This is a genomic window from Amycolatopsis sp. NBC_01480, from assembly GCF_036227205.1.
In the GTDB taxonomy this organism is placed as follows: Bacteria; Actinomycetota; Actinomycetes; order Mycobacteriales; family Pseudonocardiaceae; genus Amycolatopsis.
In genome coordinates, this window is sequence record NZ_CP109442.1 from 8,658,998 (window position 1) to 8,679,639 (window position 20,642).

Sequence of the window (20,642 nt, forward strand, 5' to 3'; positions counted from 1 at the left end):
AGTCACGACAGGCCCAGCTGGTCGTCGAGGAGGCGGAAGACGTCGTCGTCGCTGGCCGTGTCGAAGTCGAACTCGGAGTTCTCGGCGTCCGTCGACCCGGTTCGCAGTGCCGCCCACTTGGCGCGGAGCACTTCCAGGCGTCCTTCGATCTGCTTGAACAGCTTCTCGTCGACGTCCGCCGCGGCGATGGCGCTCTCCAGCTGGTCGAGGGTGCCGATGAGGGAGGTGGATTCCGGGCCCGCCACCACGAGTTCGCCGCGCAGGTGCTCGACCAGCTCGGCCGGGGTCGGGTAGTCGAACAGCAGCGTGGCGGGCAGGCGCAGGCCGGTGGCGGTGTTCATCCGGTTCCGGAACTCGACCGCGGTCAGCGAGTCGAAGCCCAGGTTCCGGAACTCGCGGTCCGGCTCGATCCCGGTGCCGTCGGCGTGCCCGAGCACCAAGGCCGCCTGGCCGCGGACCAGGTCCAGCAAGACCTCGTCGCGGCCGTCGTCGTCCAGGCCGGTCAGACGGCCGACCAGGGTGTCCACCGTGATCTGGCCGGCGGCGGAACGCCGGGACGACGTCCGGATCAGGCCGCGCAGCAGGGCCGGGATCTCGCCCTGCGCCCGCAACGCGGCGAGGTCCAGCCGGGCCGGCACCACGGCCGCCGCGCCGGTGCCCAGCGCCGCGTCGAAGAGCGCGACGCCTTCTTCCGCTGTCAGCGCGGGCATACCCGACCGCTGCAGCCGTTCGAGGTCGGCCTCGCTCAGCGAGCCCGTCATCCCGGCGCCCTGCGCCCACGGGCCCCAGGCCAGCGATGCCCCCGCCAGTCCGTCGGCCCGGCGCCGGGCCGCCAGCGCGTCCAGGAACGCGTTGCCCGCGGCGTAATTCGCCTGGCCGGCACCGCCGAAGGTGCCCGCGATCGAGGAGTACACGACAAACGCCGCCAGCGGGCGCTCGCGGGTCAGCTCGTGCAGGTGCCAGGCGGCGTCGACCTTCGGCCTGAGGACGGCGGACAACCGTTGCGGCGTCAGCGATTCGACCACACCGTCGTCGAGCACACCGGCGGTGTGCACCACCGCGGTCAGCGACGGCACGGTGGACAGCAGCTCGGCCAGCGAAGCCCGATCCGACACGTCACAGGCCGCCACGGTCACGTCGGCACCGTGCTCCGTCAGCTCCTCGACCAGAGTCTCGGCGCCCGAGGCGGCGAGGCCGCTGCGGCTGACCAGCAGCAGGTGCCGGACCTCGCGCTCGGCCACCAGATGCCGGGCCAGCAGCGCGCCGAGCCCACCGGTGCCGCCGGTGATCAGCACGGCGCCGTCCGGATCCCAGGCCACGGCCTCCCCGGCGGCCGCCCGGACCAGCCGGCCCGCGAGGACCGTCTCGTCCCGCACCACAACCTGCGGCTCGTCGGCACCGAGCGCGGCCAGCAGCACGGACCCGGACACCGGCCCGGAATCCAGCAGCCCGAACCGGTCCGGATGCTCCGACTGGGCCGAGCGCACCAGGCCCCACACGGCCGCAGCCGCGACGTCGCCGCCGTCGACCGCGCCTTCGGTGACGAAGACCAGTCGCGAAGCCGCGAACTCCTCCTCGGCCAGCCACTGCTGGACCAGGCCCAGCACCCGCGAAGACAGCTCGTGCGCCGAAGCGGGCACGTCGGCCGAATCACCGCGGACCGGGACCAGGACGACCTCGGGCACCGCACCGTCCACAAGCGACGCCAGGTCGGCGGCAGCGCGCACGTCGTGACCGCTCAGCGCTTCGACGAGCGCGGAACCGTCGGCGCCGAGCACAGTGATCGAGCCGGGAACCACGGGCTCCGCAACGACACTGACCCAGTCCAGCTGGAACAGCGCGTCATCCTCGGCGCTGCGCAGCTGGTCGGCGGCGACCGCGCGGACCAGCAGCGAGTCGACCGAGACGACCGGCTGCCCGGAGGTGTCGGCTACCGCGATGGCCATCGATTCGTTCGAAGTACGCGTCAACCGCACCCGCACCGCGGACGCACCGGAAGCGTGCAGCGAAACCCCTTCCCAGGAGAACGGCAGTCCCCCGCCCTCGCCGTCACCGGTGGCGAGCATCGACGCGTGGAGCGTGGCGTCGAGCAGGGCCGGGTGGACGCCGAACGCGGCCGCATCGGACCCCGCCGCCTCCGGCAGCACGACGTCGGCGAAGATCTCGTCGCCCCGCTGCCAGGCCGCGCGCAGGCCCTGGAACGCCGGCCCGTAAGCGAAACCGGCCTCGGCGAATTCCTCGTAACAGTCCGCCAGCGGCAGTTCCTCGACGTCGGCGGGCGGCCACACGGTCGCATCGAACACGGCAGTGTGACCCGCGACGGCAAGCACCCCGCTCGCGTTCTGGATCCACGGCCGCTCGCCATCACCGTCGAGTCGCGAGTGGACAGTGATCGGACGGCGGCCGGACTCGTCGACGTCGCCGACCCACAACTGCAGTTGCACCGCGCCCGACGACGGCAGCACCAGCGGCGCGGCCAGCGTCAGCTCGTCGACGCGGGCGCAGCCGACCTCGTCAGCGGCCCGCAGCGCCAGCTCGACAAACGCGGTGCCGGGCACCATCGCCGCGCCCATCACCACGTGATCGGCGAACCACGGCTGGGTCCGCAGGGAAAGCCGGCTGGTGAACAGCATTCCGGCCGTCCCGGCGAGCTGGACGGCGGCGCCGAGCAGCGGGTGGCCGGTCACGCCCAGCCCGGCGGCGGTGACGTCGCCACCGGAGAAGTCGGGCGCCGGCCAGAAGCGTTCGTGCTGGAAGGCGTAGGTCGGCAGGTCAACGCGCCGGGCGCCGGGCCAGAACGCGGAGAAGTCCACCTCGGCGCCGTGGACGTGCAGTCCGGCCAGCGCCGTGGCCAGCGACTGCACCTCGGAACGGTCTTTGCGCAGGACCGGAAGGCTGACCTCGGTGCCGGACAGCGTTTCGCCGGCCATCGCCGTGAGCACCGCGGCCGGGCCGAGTTCGAGGAACACCGTGACGCCGTTTCCGGCCAGCGCCTCGACTCCGTCGGCGAAGCGCACGGCCTCGCGCACGTGCCGGACCCAGTAGTCCGGGGTGCCCAGCTCCCCCGGCTCCGCGGGGCGGCCGGTCAGGTTCGAGATGACCGGCACCGCGGGCTCGGCGAACGACACGCCTTCGAGCACCGTCCGGAAGCCCTCCAGCATCGGCTCCATCAACGGCGAGTGGAACGCGTGGCTCACCGGCAGCCGCTTGGTCCGCCGTCCTTCGCCCTCGAAGTGGTGCGCGATCTCCTCGACCACCTCGGTCCGGCCGGACACCACCACCGACAGCGGCCCGTTGACCGCGGCGATCCCGGCTTCCTTCTCCCGGCCTTCCAGCGCGACGGTGACCTCGGTTTCGGAGGCCTGGACCGAAATCATCGCGCCGGTGGCCGGGAGTTCCCTCATCAGGCGGGCCCGCGCGGCGACCACGGCGCAGGCGTCCTCGAGGGTGAACACACCCGCGGCGTACGCGGCGGTGAGTTCGCCGATCGAGTGGCCGCCGAGCTGGTCGGCGGCGACGCCGAAGGACTCCACGAGCCGGAACAGCGCGACCTCGACGGCGAAGAGCGCGGGCTGGGTCCAGCCCGTGTCGTCGAGCAGTTCGGCGTCCTCGCCCCAGATCACCTCACGCAGGGGCCGGTCCAGGTGCCGGTCGAGTTCGCCGGCGACCGCGTCGAAAGCCTGTGCGAATACGGGGAATCGCCCATACAGCTCGCGGCCCATGCCGAGTCGCTGCGAACCCTGGCCCGAGAAGAGGAACGCGGTCTTCCCGCCGAGCACCGATCCTTCGGTCAGCCCGGAGTCCGGCTCACCCGCGGCCAGCGCGGTCAGGCTGCGCACCGTTTCGTCGTGGTCTCCGGCGAGCACCACCGCGCGGTGGTCGAAGCGGGACCGGCCGTTGGCGAGCGAGAACCCGACGTCGACCGGGCGCAGACCGTCCATCCGGGACAGCAGGCGCCCGGCCTGCGCCCGCAGCGCCGCCGGGGTCCGGGCCGAAAGCACCCACGGCACCACCCCGGCCGGAACCGGCTCGGCGTCGACGATCACGGCGGGCACAGTGGGCTCAGTGGGCACCTCGATGATCGTGTGCACGTTCGTCCCGCTGATGCCGAACGACGAGATCCCGGCGCGGCGCGGCCGGTCGGTCTCCGGCCACGCGGCCGGCTCGGTGACCAGCTCGATGTCGCCCGCCGTCCAGTCGACCTCGGCCGACGGCGCGTCCACATGCAGGGTCCGGGGCACCACGCCGTGGCGCATCGCCATGATCATCTTGATCACGCCCGCGACGCCGGCCGCGGCCTGGGTGTGGCCGATGTTGGACTTCACCGAGCCCATCAGCAACGGCGTCGCCCGGTCCTGGCCGTACGTCGCCAGCAGGGCCTGGGCTTCGATCGGGTCGCCGAGGTTGGTGCCGGTGCCGTGGGCCTCGACCACATCGACGTCCGAAGTGGACAGTCCGGCGCTGGCCAGCGCCTGGCGGATCACCCGCTGCTGCGAGGGGCCGTTCGGCGCGGTCAGGCCGTTCGACGCGCCGTCCTGGTTCACCGCGGAGCCGCGGAAGACCGCGAGGATCTCGTGGCCGTTGCGCTCGGCGTCGGACTGCCGTTCGAGCACCAGCATGCCGATGCCCTCGGCCCAGCCGACGCCGTCGGCCGCGTTCGCGAACGCCTTGCAGCGCCCGTCGGGCGACATGCCCTTCTGCCGGGAGAACTCGACGAAGGTGCCCGGCGTGGACATCACCGTCACGCCGCCGGCGAGCGCGAGTGAGCACTCGCCGCTGCGCAACGCCTGCGCCGCCCAGTGCATGGCGACCAGCGAGGACGAGCACGCCGTGTCGACCGTGACCGCGGGGCCTTCCAGCCCGAGGGTGTAGGAAACCCGGCCCGAGGCCACGCTTCCCGCGCTGCCGTGGCCCTGGTAGCCCTCGTATTCGTCGGCCGAAAGGATCGCGCTGTAGTCGTTGTACATGACCCCGGCGAACACTCCGGTCCGACTGCCGCGCAGCGAAACCGGGTCGATCCCGGTCCGCTCGAGCGCCTCCCACGAGACCTCCAGCAGCAGGCGCTGCTGGGCGTCGGTGGTCATCGCCTCGCGGGGGCTCATCCCGAAGAACGCGGGATCGAACTGGCCCGCGTCGTGCAGGAAGCCGCCGGAGCGGGTGTAGGAGGTGCCGTGGTGGTCGGGATCGGCGTGGTAGAGCGATTCCAGGTCCCAGCCGCGGTCTTCCGGGAACCCGGAGATCGCGTCGACGCCGTCGGCGACCAGCTGCCAGAGGCCCTCCGGCGAGTCGACGCCGCCGGGGTACCGGCAGCTCATGCCGACGATGACGATCGGGTCGCCGTCGATCGCGGCGAGCGCCAGCGGCTCGACCGGGGCCTCGCCGCCGAACAACGCTTCGAGCAGATGCTCGGCCAGCGCGCTGGGCGTCGGGTAGTCGAAGACCAGGGTCGCGGGCAGCCGGAGCCCCGCGCCGGCGTTCAGGCGGTTGCGGAGTTCGACGGCGGTCAGCGAGTCGAAGCCGAGGTCGCGGAAGGCGCGGCCGGGGTCGATCTCGCCGGCGCCGTCGTGGCCGAGCACCAGCGCGACCTGCGTGCGCACCAGCTCCAGCAGGTCGGCCCGCCGGTCGGCTTCGGTGAGCCCCGACAGCCGCCGGATCAGCCCGGCCGCGGTGGCCGAACCGGCCGGGCGGCGGGCCGGGACGCGGATCAGGCCGCGCAGCAGCGCCGGGATCTCGTCCTGGGCGCGCAGCACCGGCAGGTCTAGCCGGACCGGGAGGACCAGCGACCCACCGTTGGCGAGCGCCGCCTCGAACAGCTCGACCCCGCGTTCGGCCGGCAGCGGCGGGATGCCGGAGCGGGTGATGCGCTCCAGCTCGGCCTCGCTCAGATCGCCGGTCATGCCGCCGGTCCGGGCCCACGGTCCCCACGCGAGCGAGACGCCCGGCAGGCCTTCGGTGCGCCTGCGCTGCATCAGCGCGTCGAGGAAAGCGTTGCCGGCGGCGTAGTTTCCCTGTCCGGCGCTGCCGAAGACCCCGGCGATCGAGGAGAACACCACGAAGGCGGACAGCGGGAGGTCCCGGGTCAGCTCGTGCAGGTTCCACCCGGCGTCGACCTTCGGCTGCAGGACGGTATGCATCCGCTCGGGCGTGAGCGAGGCGATGACTCCGTCGTCGAGGACGCCCGCGGTGTGGACGACCGCCACCAGCGGATGGTCCTCGGAAATCGCGTCGAGGGTGTGCGCGAGGGCTGCGCGATCCGAGACGTCACAGGCCTCGACGCGGACGTCCGCACCGAGGTCGGTGAGTTCCGCGACGAGTTCGGCCGCGCCCGTGGCGGCGAGGCCGCGACGGCTCAGGAGGAGCAGGTGCCGTACGCCGCGCTCGGCGACGAGATGCCGGGCGAGGACGGCGCCGAGGCCGCCGGTGCCGCCGGTCAGCAGCACGGTGCCTTCGCTGTCCCAGTTCTCGACGGGTGCTTCCGCGGTGGCTCGGGCGAGCCGGGCTTTGAGGACTTGCCCGTCACGCACCAAGAGTTGGGGCTCGTCGGAACTCAGCGCTCGCGTGAGGCGATCGCCCGGGTCAGTGTCCTCGTCGTCGAGGTCGATCAGGCCGAACCGGCCCGGGTTCTCCGACTGTGCCGAGCGGACGAGACCCTGGACGGCGGCTGCGGTGACGTCCTCGCCGGAATTCGCGCCGCGGCTGACGAAAACGAGCCGGGATTCGGCGAACCGCTCCTCGGCCAGCCACTCCTGGAGCAGCGCCAGGGCGTGGGAAGTCGTCGTGTGGACCGATTCGGGGACGTCGCCGGGTGTGCCCGTCAGGGAGACGAGCACCGGTCCGGCCGGTGTGCCGATCGAGGCCAGATCGGCGTACAGGTCGGTCTGCAGGGTGCCGGCGAGGCCGAGGGGGTCGGCGCCGAGCACGATCGGGGTGCCGAGGTCGGCCGTTTCCGCCTTCACCGGGACCCAGTCGAGGCCGAAGAGCGAGTCACGATCGGTGGTGCTGAGCTGGTCGGCGGACAGGGCCCGGACACGCAGCGCACCGACCGACACGACAGGCGCGCCCGACTGGTCAGTGGCGGCGACCGTCATCTGGCCTTCGGCGTCCCAGCCGAGTTTGACGCGGATTTCCTTGGCGCCCTTGGCTTGCAGCGAGACATCGGTCCACGAGAACGGCACCGACTGCCGGTCGCCGGACGTCCGGCCGTCGAAGGCACCGGCGTGCAAGCTCGCGTCGAGCAACGCGGGGTGCAGGCCGAACGCCTCGGCTCCAGAGCCTTCGGGCAGGGCCACTTCGGCGAACACCTCGGCGCCCTTGCGCCACACCGCCTGGAGGCCTTGGAACACTGGGCCGTACTCGAACCCGTCGGCAGCGCGCTGCTCGTAGAAGTCGGCCAGTTCGACCGGTTCCGCTCCGGCGGGCGGCCACACCTCGGTGCCGAAGTCGGCGCTGTACTCGCCGACGGCCAGTGCCCCGGTGGCGTGGCAGGTCCAGGGACCGTCTTCCTCGCCTTCGGGTCGCGAGTAGACGGTCACCGCGCGCCGGCCGGACTCCTCCGGCTCCGCGACCGCGACCTGCAATTGCACGCTGCCCTGTTCCGGCAGGACCAGCGGGGCCGCGAGCGTCAGCTCCTCGACGCGGTCGCAGCCGACCTCGTCCCCGGCGCGGATCGCGAGTTCCAGCAACGCCGTGCCGGGCAGGAGCGCCGAGCCGAGCACGACGTGGTCGGCCAGCCACGGATGCGTCCGAGTCGAGAGGAGTCCGGAGAACAACAGGGCGTCGGACCCGGCGACCCGCACAGCGGCGCCGAGCAGAGGGTGGGCCGGGGCGCCGAGCCCGGCGGCGCGGACGTCGCCGGTCGGGATGCCCGCACCGGACGGCCAGAAGCGCCGACGCTGGAAGGCGTAGGTGGGCAGATCGACCCGCCGCGCCCCCGGGAACAACGACGCCCAATTCACGGTGACCCCGTGAACGTGCAGCTGCGCCAGTGCGGTCAGTGCAGCGAGTTCCTCCGGGCGGTCCTTCCGCAGCAACGGAACCACCACGGTGTCCTCGGGCACCGACAGTTGCGCCATCGCCGACAGGACACCATCCGGACCCAGCTCCACGAACTTGCTCACACCTTCGTCAACCAGCGTTCGCACGCCGTCGGCAAAGCGCACAGGCTCGCGGACCTGCTGGACCCAATACTCCGGCGACTGCCACTCAGCGGTCTGGCCGGTCACCGTCGACACCGCCGCAATCTCCGCGGGATGGAACGAAAGTCCCTCCACCACCGCACGGAACTCGTCCAGCATCGGATTCATCAAGGGCGAGTGGAACGCATGACTCACCTTCAACCGCGACGACTTGCGGTCCGCCAATTGAGCAACCAGCGTAGTGACCTCAGCCTCGTCGCCCGACACCACGACCGAGTCGGGGCCATTGATCGCCGCGATCGACACACCATCGCTCAGCAGCGGCTGAATCTCCTCCTCGGTCGCCTGAATCGCGACCATCGCGCCGCCAGTCGGCAACGCTCCCATCAACCGAGCGCGAGCTGAGACCAAGGTGCAGGCGTCTTCAAGCGACAGAACACCTGCGACGTGGGCCGCTGCGATCTCGCCGATGGAGTGACCAGCGACAAAGTCGGGCCGAACACCCCATGACTCGACCAGACGGAACAACGCGACCTCAATCGCGAACAATGCAGGTTGCGCCGACGCCGTCTCGTTCAAAGCCGAGACGTCTTCGCCCCACATGACGTCCTGCACCGAACCATCCAGCAGCGTCACGGCAGCGTCGAACGCCTCTGCGAATACCGCGAACCGGGCATACAGGTCCCGGCCCATACCGAGCCGCTGCGAACCCTGACCCGAGAACAGGAAGGCCGTCCGGCCAGCGAGGACCGAGCCTTCGATCACGGAAGCGTCCGGCTCCCCCGCGGCCAACGCGGCAAGACCCTGACGAGCCATTACGACCGCGCGATGGTCGAACGCGGCTCGGCTGGTGGCCAGTGAGAAACCGATGTCCGTCGACGATCCGTGGAGGTCGAACTCGCGCAGGCGCGCGGCCTGGGCGCGCAGGGCGTCCGGGGTCTTGCCGGACAGCACCCACGGGACCAGGTCCGGTTCGGCGCTCGGCGCGGGTGCGGGCGTCGGCGGGGCCTGCTCGAGGATGGCGTGGACGTTGGTGCCGCTGATGCCGAACGCCGAGACCCCGGCGCGACGCGGACGGCCGGTCTCCGGCCACGGGATCTGCTCGGCCAGGAGCGTCACCTCGCCGCTCTCCCAGTCCACGTTTGACGAGGGCGTGTCCGCGTGCAGGGTCTTCGGCAGCACACCGTGCCGCAGGGCCATCACCATCTTGATCACGCCGGCGACGCCCGCCGCGGCCTGGGTGTGGCCGAGGTTGGACTTCAGCGAGCCCAGCAGCAGCGGGGTTTCCCGGTCCTGGCCGTAGGTGGCCAGCACCGCCTGCGCCTCGATCGGGTCGCCCAGGGTGGTGCCGGTGCCGTGGGCTTCGACCGCGTCGACGTCCGAAGTGGACAGTCCCCCGCTCGCCAGCGCCTGGCGGATCACGCGTTGCTGGGACGGGCCGTTCGGCGCGGTGAGGCCGTTCGACGCCCCGTCCTGGTTGATCGCGGAGCCGCGGAGCACCGCCAGGATCTCGTGGCCGTTGCGCTGCGCGTCGGAGAGCCGTTCGAGGACGACCATGCCCGCGCCCTCCGCCCAGCCGACGCCATCGGCGTCGTCGGAGAAGGACTTGCACCGGCCGTCGACCGACAGCCCACGCTGGCGGGAGAACTCGACGAACGTGCCCGGGGTGGACATGACCGTCACGCCGCCGGCGAGCGCGAGCGCGCATTCACCGGACCGCAGCGCCTGCGCGGCGAGGTGCAATCCGACCAGCGAGGACGAGCACGCCGTGTCCACGGTGACGGCGGGGCCCTCGAACCCGAAGGTGTAAGACACCCGGCCCGAAGCGACGCTGCCCGCACTGCCGCTGCCCTGGTAGCCCTCGAACTCCGCGCCGTCGAGCAGGGAGCTGTAGTCGTTGTACATCACTCCGGCAAAGACCCCGGTTTGGCTGCCGCGCAACGACTTCGGGTCGATCCCGGCGCGTTCCAGCGCCTCCCACGAGGTTTCCAGCAGCAGCCGCTGCTGGGTGTCGGTGGTCAGGGCCTCGCGCGGGCTCATCCCGAAGAAGCCGGGGTCGAAGCCCGCCGCGTCGTGCAGGAATCCGCCCGAGCGCGTGTACGAGGTGCCGAGGTGGTCCGGATCGGCGTGGTACAGGGTCTCGAGGTCCCAGCCGCGGTCTTCCGGGAACGCCGAAATCGCGTCGGTGCCAGTGGCGACGAGCCGCCACAGGCTTTCCGGCGAGTCCACCCCGCCCGGGTAGCGGCAGCTCATGCCGACGATCACGATCGGGTCGTCGGCGACCGGCGGGAGGGCCCGCAGGGGCACGGCCGTCGTGGCGGCCGAGCCGACGAGCTGGTCCAGCAGGTGCGCGGCCAGCGCGGCGGCCGTCGGGTAGTCGAAGATCAGCGTGGCCGGCAGGCGCAGACCGGTGGCGGCGTTGAGCTTGTTGCGCAGTTCGACCGCGGTCAGCGAGTCGAACCCGAGGTCGGTGAACGCCCGGTCCGGGTCGATCTCGGCGACCCCGGCGTGCCCGAGCACCAGCGCGACCTGGGTGCGCACGAGGTCCAGCAGCGCGTCGGCCTGCTCCTCGGCGCCGAGCCCGGCCAGGCTGTGCGCGAGGGCCGAACCGGTCGCGGTCGCGGCCGTCCGGCGGTTCGAGCCGCGGATCAGCACGCGCAGCAGCTCCGGGATCGGGCCTTGGGCGCGCAGCGCGGCGAAGTCGAGCCGGACCGGCACGACCACGGCTTCGTCGCCGCTAAGCCCGGCGTCGAACAGCGCCAAACCCTGTTCGACGGTCAGCGGCGGCATGCCGGACCGCGCGATCCGGTCGAGCTCGGCTTCGGTGAGGTCGCCGGTCATCCCGCCGGTGCGGGTCCACGGGCCCCAGGCCAGGGACACTGCGGGCTGGCCGAGGGCCTGCCGGTGCCGGGCGAGCGCGTCGAGGAACGCGTTGCCGGCGGCGTAATTGCCCTGGCCCGCGGAGCCGAACGTCGCCGAAGCCGAGGAGTACGTGATGAAGGCGGTGAGCCCCGCGTCCTGGGTGAGTTCGTGCAGGTTCCAGGCGGCGTCCACTTTGGACTTCAGGACGGCGTCGAGGCGTTCGGGGGTGAGGGAGCCGATCAAACCGTCGTCGAGGACGCCCGCGGTGTGCACGACCGCCGACACGGGGTGCCGCGTCAGCAGGTCCGCGAGGGCTTCGCGGTCGGAGACGTCGCAGGCGGCGATCCGGGCGTCGGCGCCCAGCACGGCGAGTTCGGCGACGAGTTCCGCCGCGCCCTCGGCCGCCCCGCCGCGGCGGCTGACCAGCAGGAGGTTCCGGACGCCGTGCTCGCCGGCCAGGTGCCGCGCGAGCACACGGCCGAGACCGCCGGTGCCGCCGGTGATCAGGACGGTGCCCTCGGGGTCCCAGGTGTGCCGCGCCTCGGGGGCCGGGGCACGGTCGAGGCGTGCGGCGGAAATCTCGCCGCCGCGGATCGCCAGATCCGGTTCGGCCGAGGCCAGCGCGCGGGGCAGCGCCGACAGCGACGCCGCGTCGTCGTCCAGGTCGATCAGGCCGAAGCGGCCCGGGTTTTCGGTCTGCGCCGACCGGACGAGCCCGGCCGCGGCGGCTCCGGCCAGATCGGTGCCGGTGGTGGCGCCCTTGGTCACGAAGACCAGGCGGGAGTCCTCGGTCAGCCACTGCTGGAGGTGCCCGAGCACGGCGGTGGTCACCGAATGGGCCGCCGCGGCCGGGTCCGAGCGGTCGCCGATGACCGGGTACAGCACGACGGGCGCGGAGTCCTCGCCGACCACCACCCCAGCCGACCGCAGAGCGTCTTCGAGGCCGAGCGTCTCCGCGCCGAGGATCGACACCGACTCGACTGTGGCGGACTCCGGCACCGTGACCCAATCGAGCCGGAACAGGGCGTCGGCGGTGATGTCAGCGGTCAGCCCATTGGTGGGCAATGCCCGGACGGCCAGCGCCTCGATGGTGGCAACCGGGCCGCCGGTGGTGTCCGCGACCGCGATCGACACCGTGTTGATGCCGGTGCGCACGAGCCGTACCCGTACCGAGGACGCGCCGGTGGCATGCAGCGAGACGCCAGTCCAGGAGAACGGCAGCGCACCGGCCTCGATGTCCAGCCCGGCCTGGGAAATCGCGTGCAACGCCGCGTCGAGCAGCGCCGGGTGCAGGCCGAATTCGCCGGTGTCGACGTCCTCGGGCAGGCTCACCTCGGCGAACGCCTCGTCGCCGCGACGCCAGACTGCCCGGAGGCCCTGGAAGACCGGCCCGTAGGCGAAACCGCCCTCGGCGAACTGCTCGTAACAGGCGGAAACATCAACGGCGACGGCATTCTCCGGCGGCCAGACGGTGGTGTCGAAGCCGACGTCCGGAAGCGCGGTTTCGGCCAGGAGACCGGTCGCGTTCTCCGTCCACGGGCCGCTGGTCCCGGGCCGCGAGTGGACGGCCACCCGGCGGAGCCCGGTCTCGTCGGGCGCGGCGACCGAGAGCTGGACCTGGAGGGCGCCCTGCTCGGGCATGACCATCGGGGCGGCGAGGGTCAGGTCTTCGACCCGTCCGTAACCGACCTCGTCGCCCGCGCGGATCGCCAGCTCCAGCAACGCCGTTCCGGGCACGAGCACGCGGCCGAGCACGGAGTGGTCCGCGAGCCACGGATGCGTGCGGACCGACAGGCTGCTGGTGAACAGCAGGCGGTTGTCGTCGGCGAGTTCGACGGAGCCGGTGAGCATCGGATGGCCGGGCGCGGTGAGGCCGAACGCGGCCGCGTCGCCCTCCGGGAGCTTGTCGGGCCAGAACCAGGTGCGCTGGAAGGCGTAGGTGGGCAGATCGACCCGCCGCGCGCCTGGGAACAACGACGCCCACTCCACGCTGACCCCGTGAACGTGCAGCTGGCCCAGTGCGGTCAGGGCCGCGAGTTCCTCCGGGCGGTCCTTGCGCAGCAACGGAACCACCACGGTGTCCTCGAGCACCGACAGTTGTGCCATCGCCGAGAGGACACCATCCGGGCCCAGCTCGACGAACTTCGTGACGCCCTCGCTCACCAGCATCTGGACACCGTCCGCGAACCGCACCGGCTCGCGGACCTGCTGGACCCAGTACTCCGGAGACTCCCACTCGGCCGTCTGGCCGGTCACTGTCGAGACTGCCGGAATCTCCGCGGCCTGGAACGACAATTCCGTCACCACCGCACGGAACTCAGCCAGCATCGGGTCCATCAAGGCCGAGTGGAACGCATGACTCACCTTCAACCGCGACGACTTACGGCCCTCGAACTGTGCCGCCAACGCCAAGACCTCAGCCTCAACCCCGGACACCACCACCGAGTCGGGACCATTGATCGCCGCGATCGACACACCACCGCTCAGCAGCGGCTGGACCTCATCCTCAGTCGCCAGAATCGCGACCATCGCACCACCGGCGGGCAACGCACCCATCAACCGCGCACGAGCCGACACCAACGCACAAGCGTCCTCAAGCGACAAAACACCCGCGACATGGGCCGCAGCGATCTCACCGATCGAATGCCCGGCCACGAAGTCGGGCCGAACACCCCACGACTCCACCAGACGGAACAACGCCACCTCAATCGCGAACAACGCAGGCTGCGCCGACGCCGTCTCGTTCAAGACCGAGGCGTCCTCGCCCCACATGACCTCCCGCACCGAACCATCCAGCAGCGCCACCACAGCGTCGAAAGCTTCGGCGAATACAGCGAACCGCGCGTACAGCTCACGGCCCATGCCGAGCCGCTGCGAACCCTGACCCGAGAACAGGAACGCCACCTTGCCCGGAAGTACCGAACCCTCGATCGGACCGGCCCCGCTCAGGATCACCGAACGATGCGCGAACGCCGAACGCGTCGTAGCCAGCGAGAAGGCGACGTCCTCGGCCGCCAGCTCGGGGCGTGACTCCAGGTGCGCAGCCAGCCGTCCGGCCTGGGCCTCCAGCGCCTCCGGTGTCTTGCCCGCCAGCACGTACGGGACCAGACCAGTACTCGCCGGCCGTGACGCGACCTCGGCCTCCGGTGCCTGTTCCAGGATGACGTGGGCGTTGGTCCCGCTGATCCCGAACGACGACACCGCCGCGCGCCGCGGGGCGCCGGTCTCCGGCCACGGGGTGCGCTCGGTGAGCAGTTCGACGGCGCCGGCTTCCCAGTCCACATGCGACGATCGTGCGCCGGCGTGCAGGGTCTTCGGCAGCACGCCGTGTCGCAGGGCCATCACCATCTTGATCACCCCGGCCACCCCGGCCGCGGCCTGGGTGTGCCCGAGGTTCGACTTCACCGATCCCAGCAGCAGCGGCGATTCCCGGTCCTGGCCGTAGGTCGCCAGCAGCGCCTGCGCCTCGATCGGATCGCCCAGCGTCGTGCCGGTGCCGTGGGCCTCGACCGCGTCCACGTCCGAAGTGGACAGACCGGCACCAGCCAGTGCCTGTCGGATCACCCGCTGCTGAGACGGGCCATTCGGCGCAGTCAAGCCGTTCGACGCGCCGTCCTGGTTCACCGCGGATCCACGGAACACGGCAAGAATCTCGTGACCGTTGCGCTTCGCGTCGGAAAGCCGCTCCAACACGACCACGCCCGTGCCCTCGGCCCAGCCGACGCCGTCCGCGTCGTCCGAGAAGGACTTGCACCGGCCGTCGACAGCGAGGCCACGCTGGCGGGAGAACTCCACGAAGACGTCCGGATTGGACAGTACGGTCGCACCGCCGGCCAGCGCGAGCGAGCACTCACCGCTGCGCAGCGCCTGGGCCGCCCAGTGCATGGCCACCAGCGAGGACGAACAGGCCGTGTCGACGGTGACCGCCGGGCCTTCCAGCCCGAGCGTGTAAGAGATCCGTCCGGACGCCACGCTCGGCGCGCTGCCGTTGCCTCGGAATCCCTCGAACTCCTTGCCGGACAGCAGATGGCTGTAGTCGCTGTACATGATTCCGGCGAACACACCGGTCCGGCTGCCACGCAGCGACATCGGGTCGATCCCGGCGCGTTCGATCGCCTCCCACGACGCCTCCAGCAGCAGCCGCTGCTGCGAATCCGTCGCGAGCGCCTCGCGGGGGCTCAGGCCGAAGAAGCCGGCGTCGAACGCGCCCGCGTCGTGCAGGAATCCGCCCGAGCGCGTGTAGGACGTGCCGTAGTGGTCGAGATCCGGGTGGTAGAGCGCCGCGGTGTCCCAGCCGCGGTTTTCCGGGAACGCCGAAATCGCGTCGGTGCCGCTCTCGACGAGCCGCCACAGGTCTTCCGGCGAACTCACGTCGCCGGGATAACGGCAGGCCATCCCGACGATGGCGATGGGATCGTCGTCCACCGGCACGAGCGTCGCGGCCGGGACGCCGGCGTCGCTCGTGCCGAGCAGTTCTTCGAGCAGGTAGTCGGCCAGTGCGCCCGGTGTGGGGTAGTCGAACACCAGCGTCGCGGGCAGCCGCACGTCGGCCGCGCCACTGAGCCGGTTGCGCAGGTCGACGGCGGTGAGCGAATCGAACCCGAGGTCCTGGAACGACCGGGCGGCGTCGATCGAGCCGGCCCCGGCGTGCCCGAGCACCAGGGCGACCCGGCTGAGCACCAGGTCGAGCAGGACTTCACGACGGTCTGCGGGAGCCAGCGCGGCCAGTTGCCGGGCCAGTCCCCCGCCGCTCCCCCGTGAGGCCGCCACCGCGCGACGACGCCGGGACGGCACGAGTCCGCGCAGCAGCTCGGGGACATCGCCTTGCGCGCCGAGCACCGGCAGGTCCAGCTTCGCGGGCAGCACCACGGCTTCGGGGCTCGTGATCGCGGCGTCGAACAGGGCGACACCCTGCTCGGGGGTCAGCGGCGGGACGCCGGAGCTGATCATGCGCTCGATGTCGGCGCCGGTCAGGCCGCCGGTCATCCCGGCGTCCTGGGTCCACGGTCCCCACTGCAGCGAAGTCGCGGGTTGGCCGAGGGCCTGGCGATGCTGCGCGAGCGCGTCGAGGAACGCGTTGCCCGCCGCGTAGTTGCCCTGGCCGGCGGCGCCGAACGAGCTCGCCACCGAGGAGAACAGGATGAACGCCGAAACCTCGCCCGCCAGCTCGTGCAGGTTCCAGGCCGCGTCCACCTTGGGCCGCAGCACGGTCTCGACCTGGTGCGGCGTCAGGGAAGCGACGGTTCCGTCGTCGAGGACCCCCGCGGCATGAACCACAGCGGTGACGGGATGGTCGGCGAGCAACGCCGCGAGCGCGTCACGATCGGCGAGGTCGCAGGCGGCGATGGTGACGTCGGCGCCCTGCCCGGTGAGTTCGTCGCGGAGTTCAAGAGCGCCCTCCGCGTTCAGCCCGCGCCGGCCGGCCAGCACGAGCTTGCGGACGCCGCGCGAAACCAGGTGCCGGGCCAGGATCCGGCCGAGACCGCCGGTGCCGCCGGTGATCAGGACCGTTTCGCCGTCCCACGCGGTGGTGTCCGGCAGGGCCGGGAGCCGTTCCAGCCGAGCGGCGAGCACCTCTCCGGAGTGGATGCGCAGGCTCGGCTCGGCCGAAGCCACCGCCTGCGGCAACGCGTCGACGGACGCCGCTTCGGGGTCCAGATCGATCAGGCCGAACCGGCCCGGGTGCTCGGTCTGCGCGGACCGCACGAGGCCCCAGACCGCGGCGGCGACCAGGTCTTCACCGGTGGTCGCGCCGCGCGCGACGAACACCAGCCGGGAGTCGGCGAACCGCTCTTCGGCGAGCCAGCACTGCACTTGGTCCAGCGCACCGGCGACCGCCGTGTGCACGGCTTCGACCGGCGACGAGGCCGTCCCGGCCACCGTGGCCAGCACGACGTCCGGCACCTCGCCGCTCAGCAGGGCGGCGAAATCCTCATGCGGCACAACAAGATCACCGAGGCCCAGCCCGTCGGCGCCGAGCAGCGCCACCGACGCCGCAGCCGCGGAGGGCGGCACCGGGACCCAGCCGGTCCGGAACAGCGAGTCGCGGTGCCGGTCGGCGCGGTGCTCCTCCGGGATGCCCCGGAAAACCAGCGACTCGACCGAAGCGATCGGCTCGCCGGTGGCGTCCACGACGGCCAGCGAAACGGCGTCATCCCCGGCGGGCCGCAGCCGGACCCGCGCCGAGGCCGCGCCGGTAGCGTGCAGTGACACGCCTTCCCACGAGAACGGCATGCCGCTGCGGCCCTCTTCACCGCGCTCGGCGAGGGCGGCGGCCTGGAGCGCCGAGTCGAGCAACGCCGGGTGCAGGCCGAACGCCTCGGCGTCCGCGATGTGGTCCGGCAGCTCGACCTCGGCGAAGACGTCCTCGCCGAGGCGCCACACCGCGCGCACCCCTTGGAACGCCGGGCCGTACTCGAAACCGCCTTCGGCGAACCAGTCGTAGGCGCCGCCGATGTCGACCGGCGTCGCCCCTTCCGGCGGCCAGGTCGCGGTGTCGAACCGTTCGCCCGCACGGCTTTCGTCGGACAGGACGCCGGTGGCGTGCCGCTCCCAGGCCTCGTCCGGCGAGCCTTCGGGACGGGAGTGGATCGTGAAGGTCCGGCGGCCGGACTCCCCCGCGGGCCCCACCCGCAGCTGGACCTGGACCCCGCCCTGTTCCGGCAACACCAGCGGCGCGGCCAGCGTCAGGTCTTCGAGCCGCTCGCAGCCGACCGCGTCGCCGGCGCGGATCGCCAGCTCGACGAACGCGGTGCCCGGCAGCAGCACCCGGCCCCGCACCACGTGATCGGCCAGCCACGCGTGGGAGGCCGGCGACAACCGGCTGGTCAGCACCGCCCCCTCGGCGTCGGCCAGCATCACGGCCGCGCCGAGCAGCGGGTGCCCGGCCGCGTCGAGACCGGCCGCGGTGACGTCCCCGGGCCCGCCGGCCACGGTGTCGGGCCAGAAGTGCTCGTGCTGGAAGGCGTACGTCGGCAGGTCCACCCGGCGCCCGCCGGCGAAGAAGCCGCTCCAGTCCACGGCAAGGCCCTGGACGTGCAGCTGCGCCAGCGCGTCGACCGCGGTCTGCTCCTCCGGCCGGTCCTTGCGCAGGACCGGAATCGCCGTCGCGGCTTCGGACTCCCGTGCCATCGCGGACAGCACGCCGTCCGGCCCCAGCTCCAGGAACGTCCGGACGCCCTCGGCGCTCAGTGCCCGGATGCCGTCGGCGAACCGGACGGTCTCGCGGACATGGCGGACCCAGTAGTCCGGCGAGCCGAGTTCGCCCGCGGTCGCCAGCTGACCGGTCAGGTTCGAGACGACCGGAATGTCCATCCGGCCAAAGGAAATCTCCGCCACGACCGCGCGGAACTCGTCCAGCATGGCGTCCATCAGCGGCGAGTGGAACGCGTGCGACACCCGCAGGCGGGAGGTCTTGCGGCCCTGGTCAGCGAACTGGGACGCGATCGCCGACACCGCGGCTTCGGCACCGGAGACGACCACCGATTCCGGGCCGTTGATCGCGGCGATCGAGACGCTCGCGTCGAGCAGCGGCAGCACCTCACCCTCGGTCGCCTGGATCGCGACCATGGCGCCGGAAGCGGGCAGCGCCTGCATGAGCCGCGCCCGTGCCGCGACGAGCTTCGCCGCGTCCGCGAGCGTGAAGACGCCGGCGACGTGCGCGGCCGCGACCTCGCCGATCGAGTGGCCCGCGAGGAAGTCCGGGGTGACGCCCCACGACGTCACCAGCCGGTGCAACGCGACCTCGATCGCGAACAGCGCGGGTTGCGTCCACGCGGTTTCGTTCAGGATCTCGGCCTCGGCGCCCCAGACGACCTCCTTGAGCGGACGGTCCAGCAGCGGGTCGAGTGCCGCCGCCACCGCGTCGAAGGCCTCGGCGAACACCGGGAACCGCTCGTGGAGTTCGCGGCCCATGCCCAGGCGCTGCGACCCCTGGCCGGAGAACAGGAACGCGGTCTTGCCGCCGGCCACCGAGCCCTCGGCGAGCCCGACGTCCGGCTCACCGGCAGCCAGCGCCGACAGTCCGCGCAATGCGCTTTCCCGGTCGCCTGCCGTGATCACCGCCCGGCGGGAGAACCGGGAACGGCCCGCGAGCGAAACGGCGACGTCGGCGTCGGGCAGGTCCGGCCGCGTCCGCAGGTGGGAGAGCAGCCGCGCGGCCTGACCCCGGAGCGCTTCCGGGGTTTTCGCCGACAGGACCCACGGCACCAGCCCGATGACGTCCGGGACTGGCTCGGGTTCAGTTTCGGGCGCCTGTTCGAGGATCACGTGTGCGTTGGTCCCGCTGATGCCGAACGCGGAGACCGCCGCGCGGCGCGGGCGGTCGGATTCGGGCCACGCCCGCTGTTCGGTCGCCAGCTCCACCGAGCCCGAGGTCCAGTCGACGCTGGTCGTCGGCGTCTCCGCGTGCAGGGTCTTCGGCACCACCGCTTCCTGCAGCGAGAGCACCATCTTGATCACCCCGGCCACGCCCGCCGCGGCCTGCGAGTGCCCGAGGTTCGACTTCACCGAGCCGAACAGCAGCGGGTGCTCCCGGTCCTGGCCGTAGGTCGCGAGCAGCGCCTGGGCCTCGATCGGGTCGCCGAGGCTGGTGCCGGTGCCGTGTGCCTCCACGACGTCGACCTGGTCGGGCGTCAGGCGCGCGTTCTCCAGCGCCGCGCGGATGACCCGCTGCTGCGACGGTCCGTGCGGCGCCGTCAGCCCGCTGCTCGCGCCGTCCTGGTTGACCGCGGAGCCCCGCACGACGGCGAGCACCCGGTGGCCCTGGCGGCGCGCCTCGGAAAGCCGCTCCAGCAGGACGACGCCGACGCCTTCGCCCCACGCCATTCCGTCGGCGCCCTCGGCGAAGGCCTTGCACCGCCCGTCGCGCGACATGCCCCGCTGACGCGCGAACTCGACGAACGCGCTCGGGGTCGCCATCACCGTCGTGCCGCCGACCAGCGCCATCGAGCATTCGCCGCCACGCAGCGCCTGCTCCGCCCAGTGCAGCGCGACCAACGAGGACGAGCAAGCGGTGTTGACCGTGACCGCCGGCCCCTCAAGACCGAGGAAGTACGAGATCCGGCCGGACAGCACGGCGGCCGCGGTGCCGGTCAGCAGATGCCCCTCGGCGGTCTCCGGCAGCTCGGCGGCCGCGCCGTAGGTCGATTCGACCGCGCCGATGAACGTGCCGACATCCTTGCCGCGCAAGGAAAGCGGATCGATCCCCGCGTGCTCGATCGCCTCCCAGGCCACCTCGAGCAGCAACCGCTGCTGCGGGTCCATCGCCAGCGCCTCACGGGGCGAAATCCCGAAGAACCCGGGGTCGAACGCCGCCGCGTCGTGCAGGAAGCCACCCTCCACGACGTAGGTCTTGCCGGGCTGGTCCGGGTCGGGGTCGTAGATCGCGGCCGCGTCCCAGCCGCGGTCGGCCGGGAACCCGGAGATCGCGTCGCCGCCTTCGAGCAGCAGCTGCCACAGCTGTTCGGGTGAGTTCGCTCCCCCGGCGTACCGGCAGCCCATGCCGACGATCGCGATCGGCTCGGCGTGCTTCGCCTCGACCGCGCCGAGGCGCTGCCGGGTCTGCCTCAGGTCGGTGGTGACCAGCTTGAGGTAGTCGCGGAGCTTGTCTTCGTTGCTCGTCATGCGGGTACTGCCTCCCAGGTG

Annotated in this window: 1 protein-coding gene; it reads right to left on the reverse strand. The window is 72.1% G+C overall.

Annotated elements, in window-relative coordinates; genetic code table 11:
* Window positions 1–2 precede the first annotated feature (2 nt).
* A complete protein-coding gene (locus tag OG371_RS40845; RefSeq protein WP_329062014.1) occupies window positions 3–20,621 on the reverse strand; it encodes a type I polyketide synthase in 20,619 nt (6,872 codons plus the stop codon).
* Between the last annotated feature and the right edge of the window lie 21 nt (window positions 20,622–20,642).

Bases quoted from the DNA above. Each gene is read 5' to 3' on its own strand.
- OG371_RS40845 (WP_329062014.1), bottom strand. From the start codon at position 20,621: ATGACGAGCAACGAAGACAAGCTCCGCGACTACCTCAAGCTGGTCACC.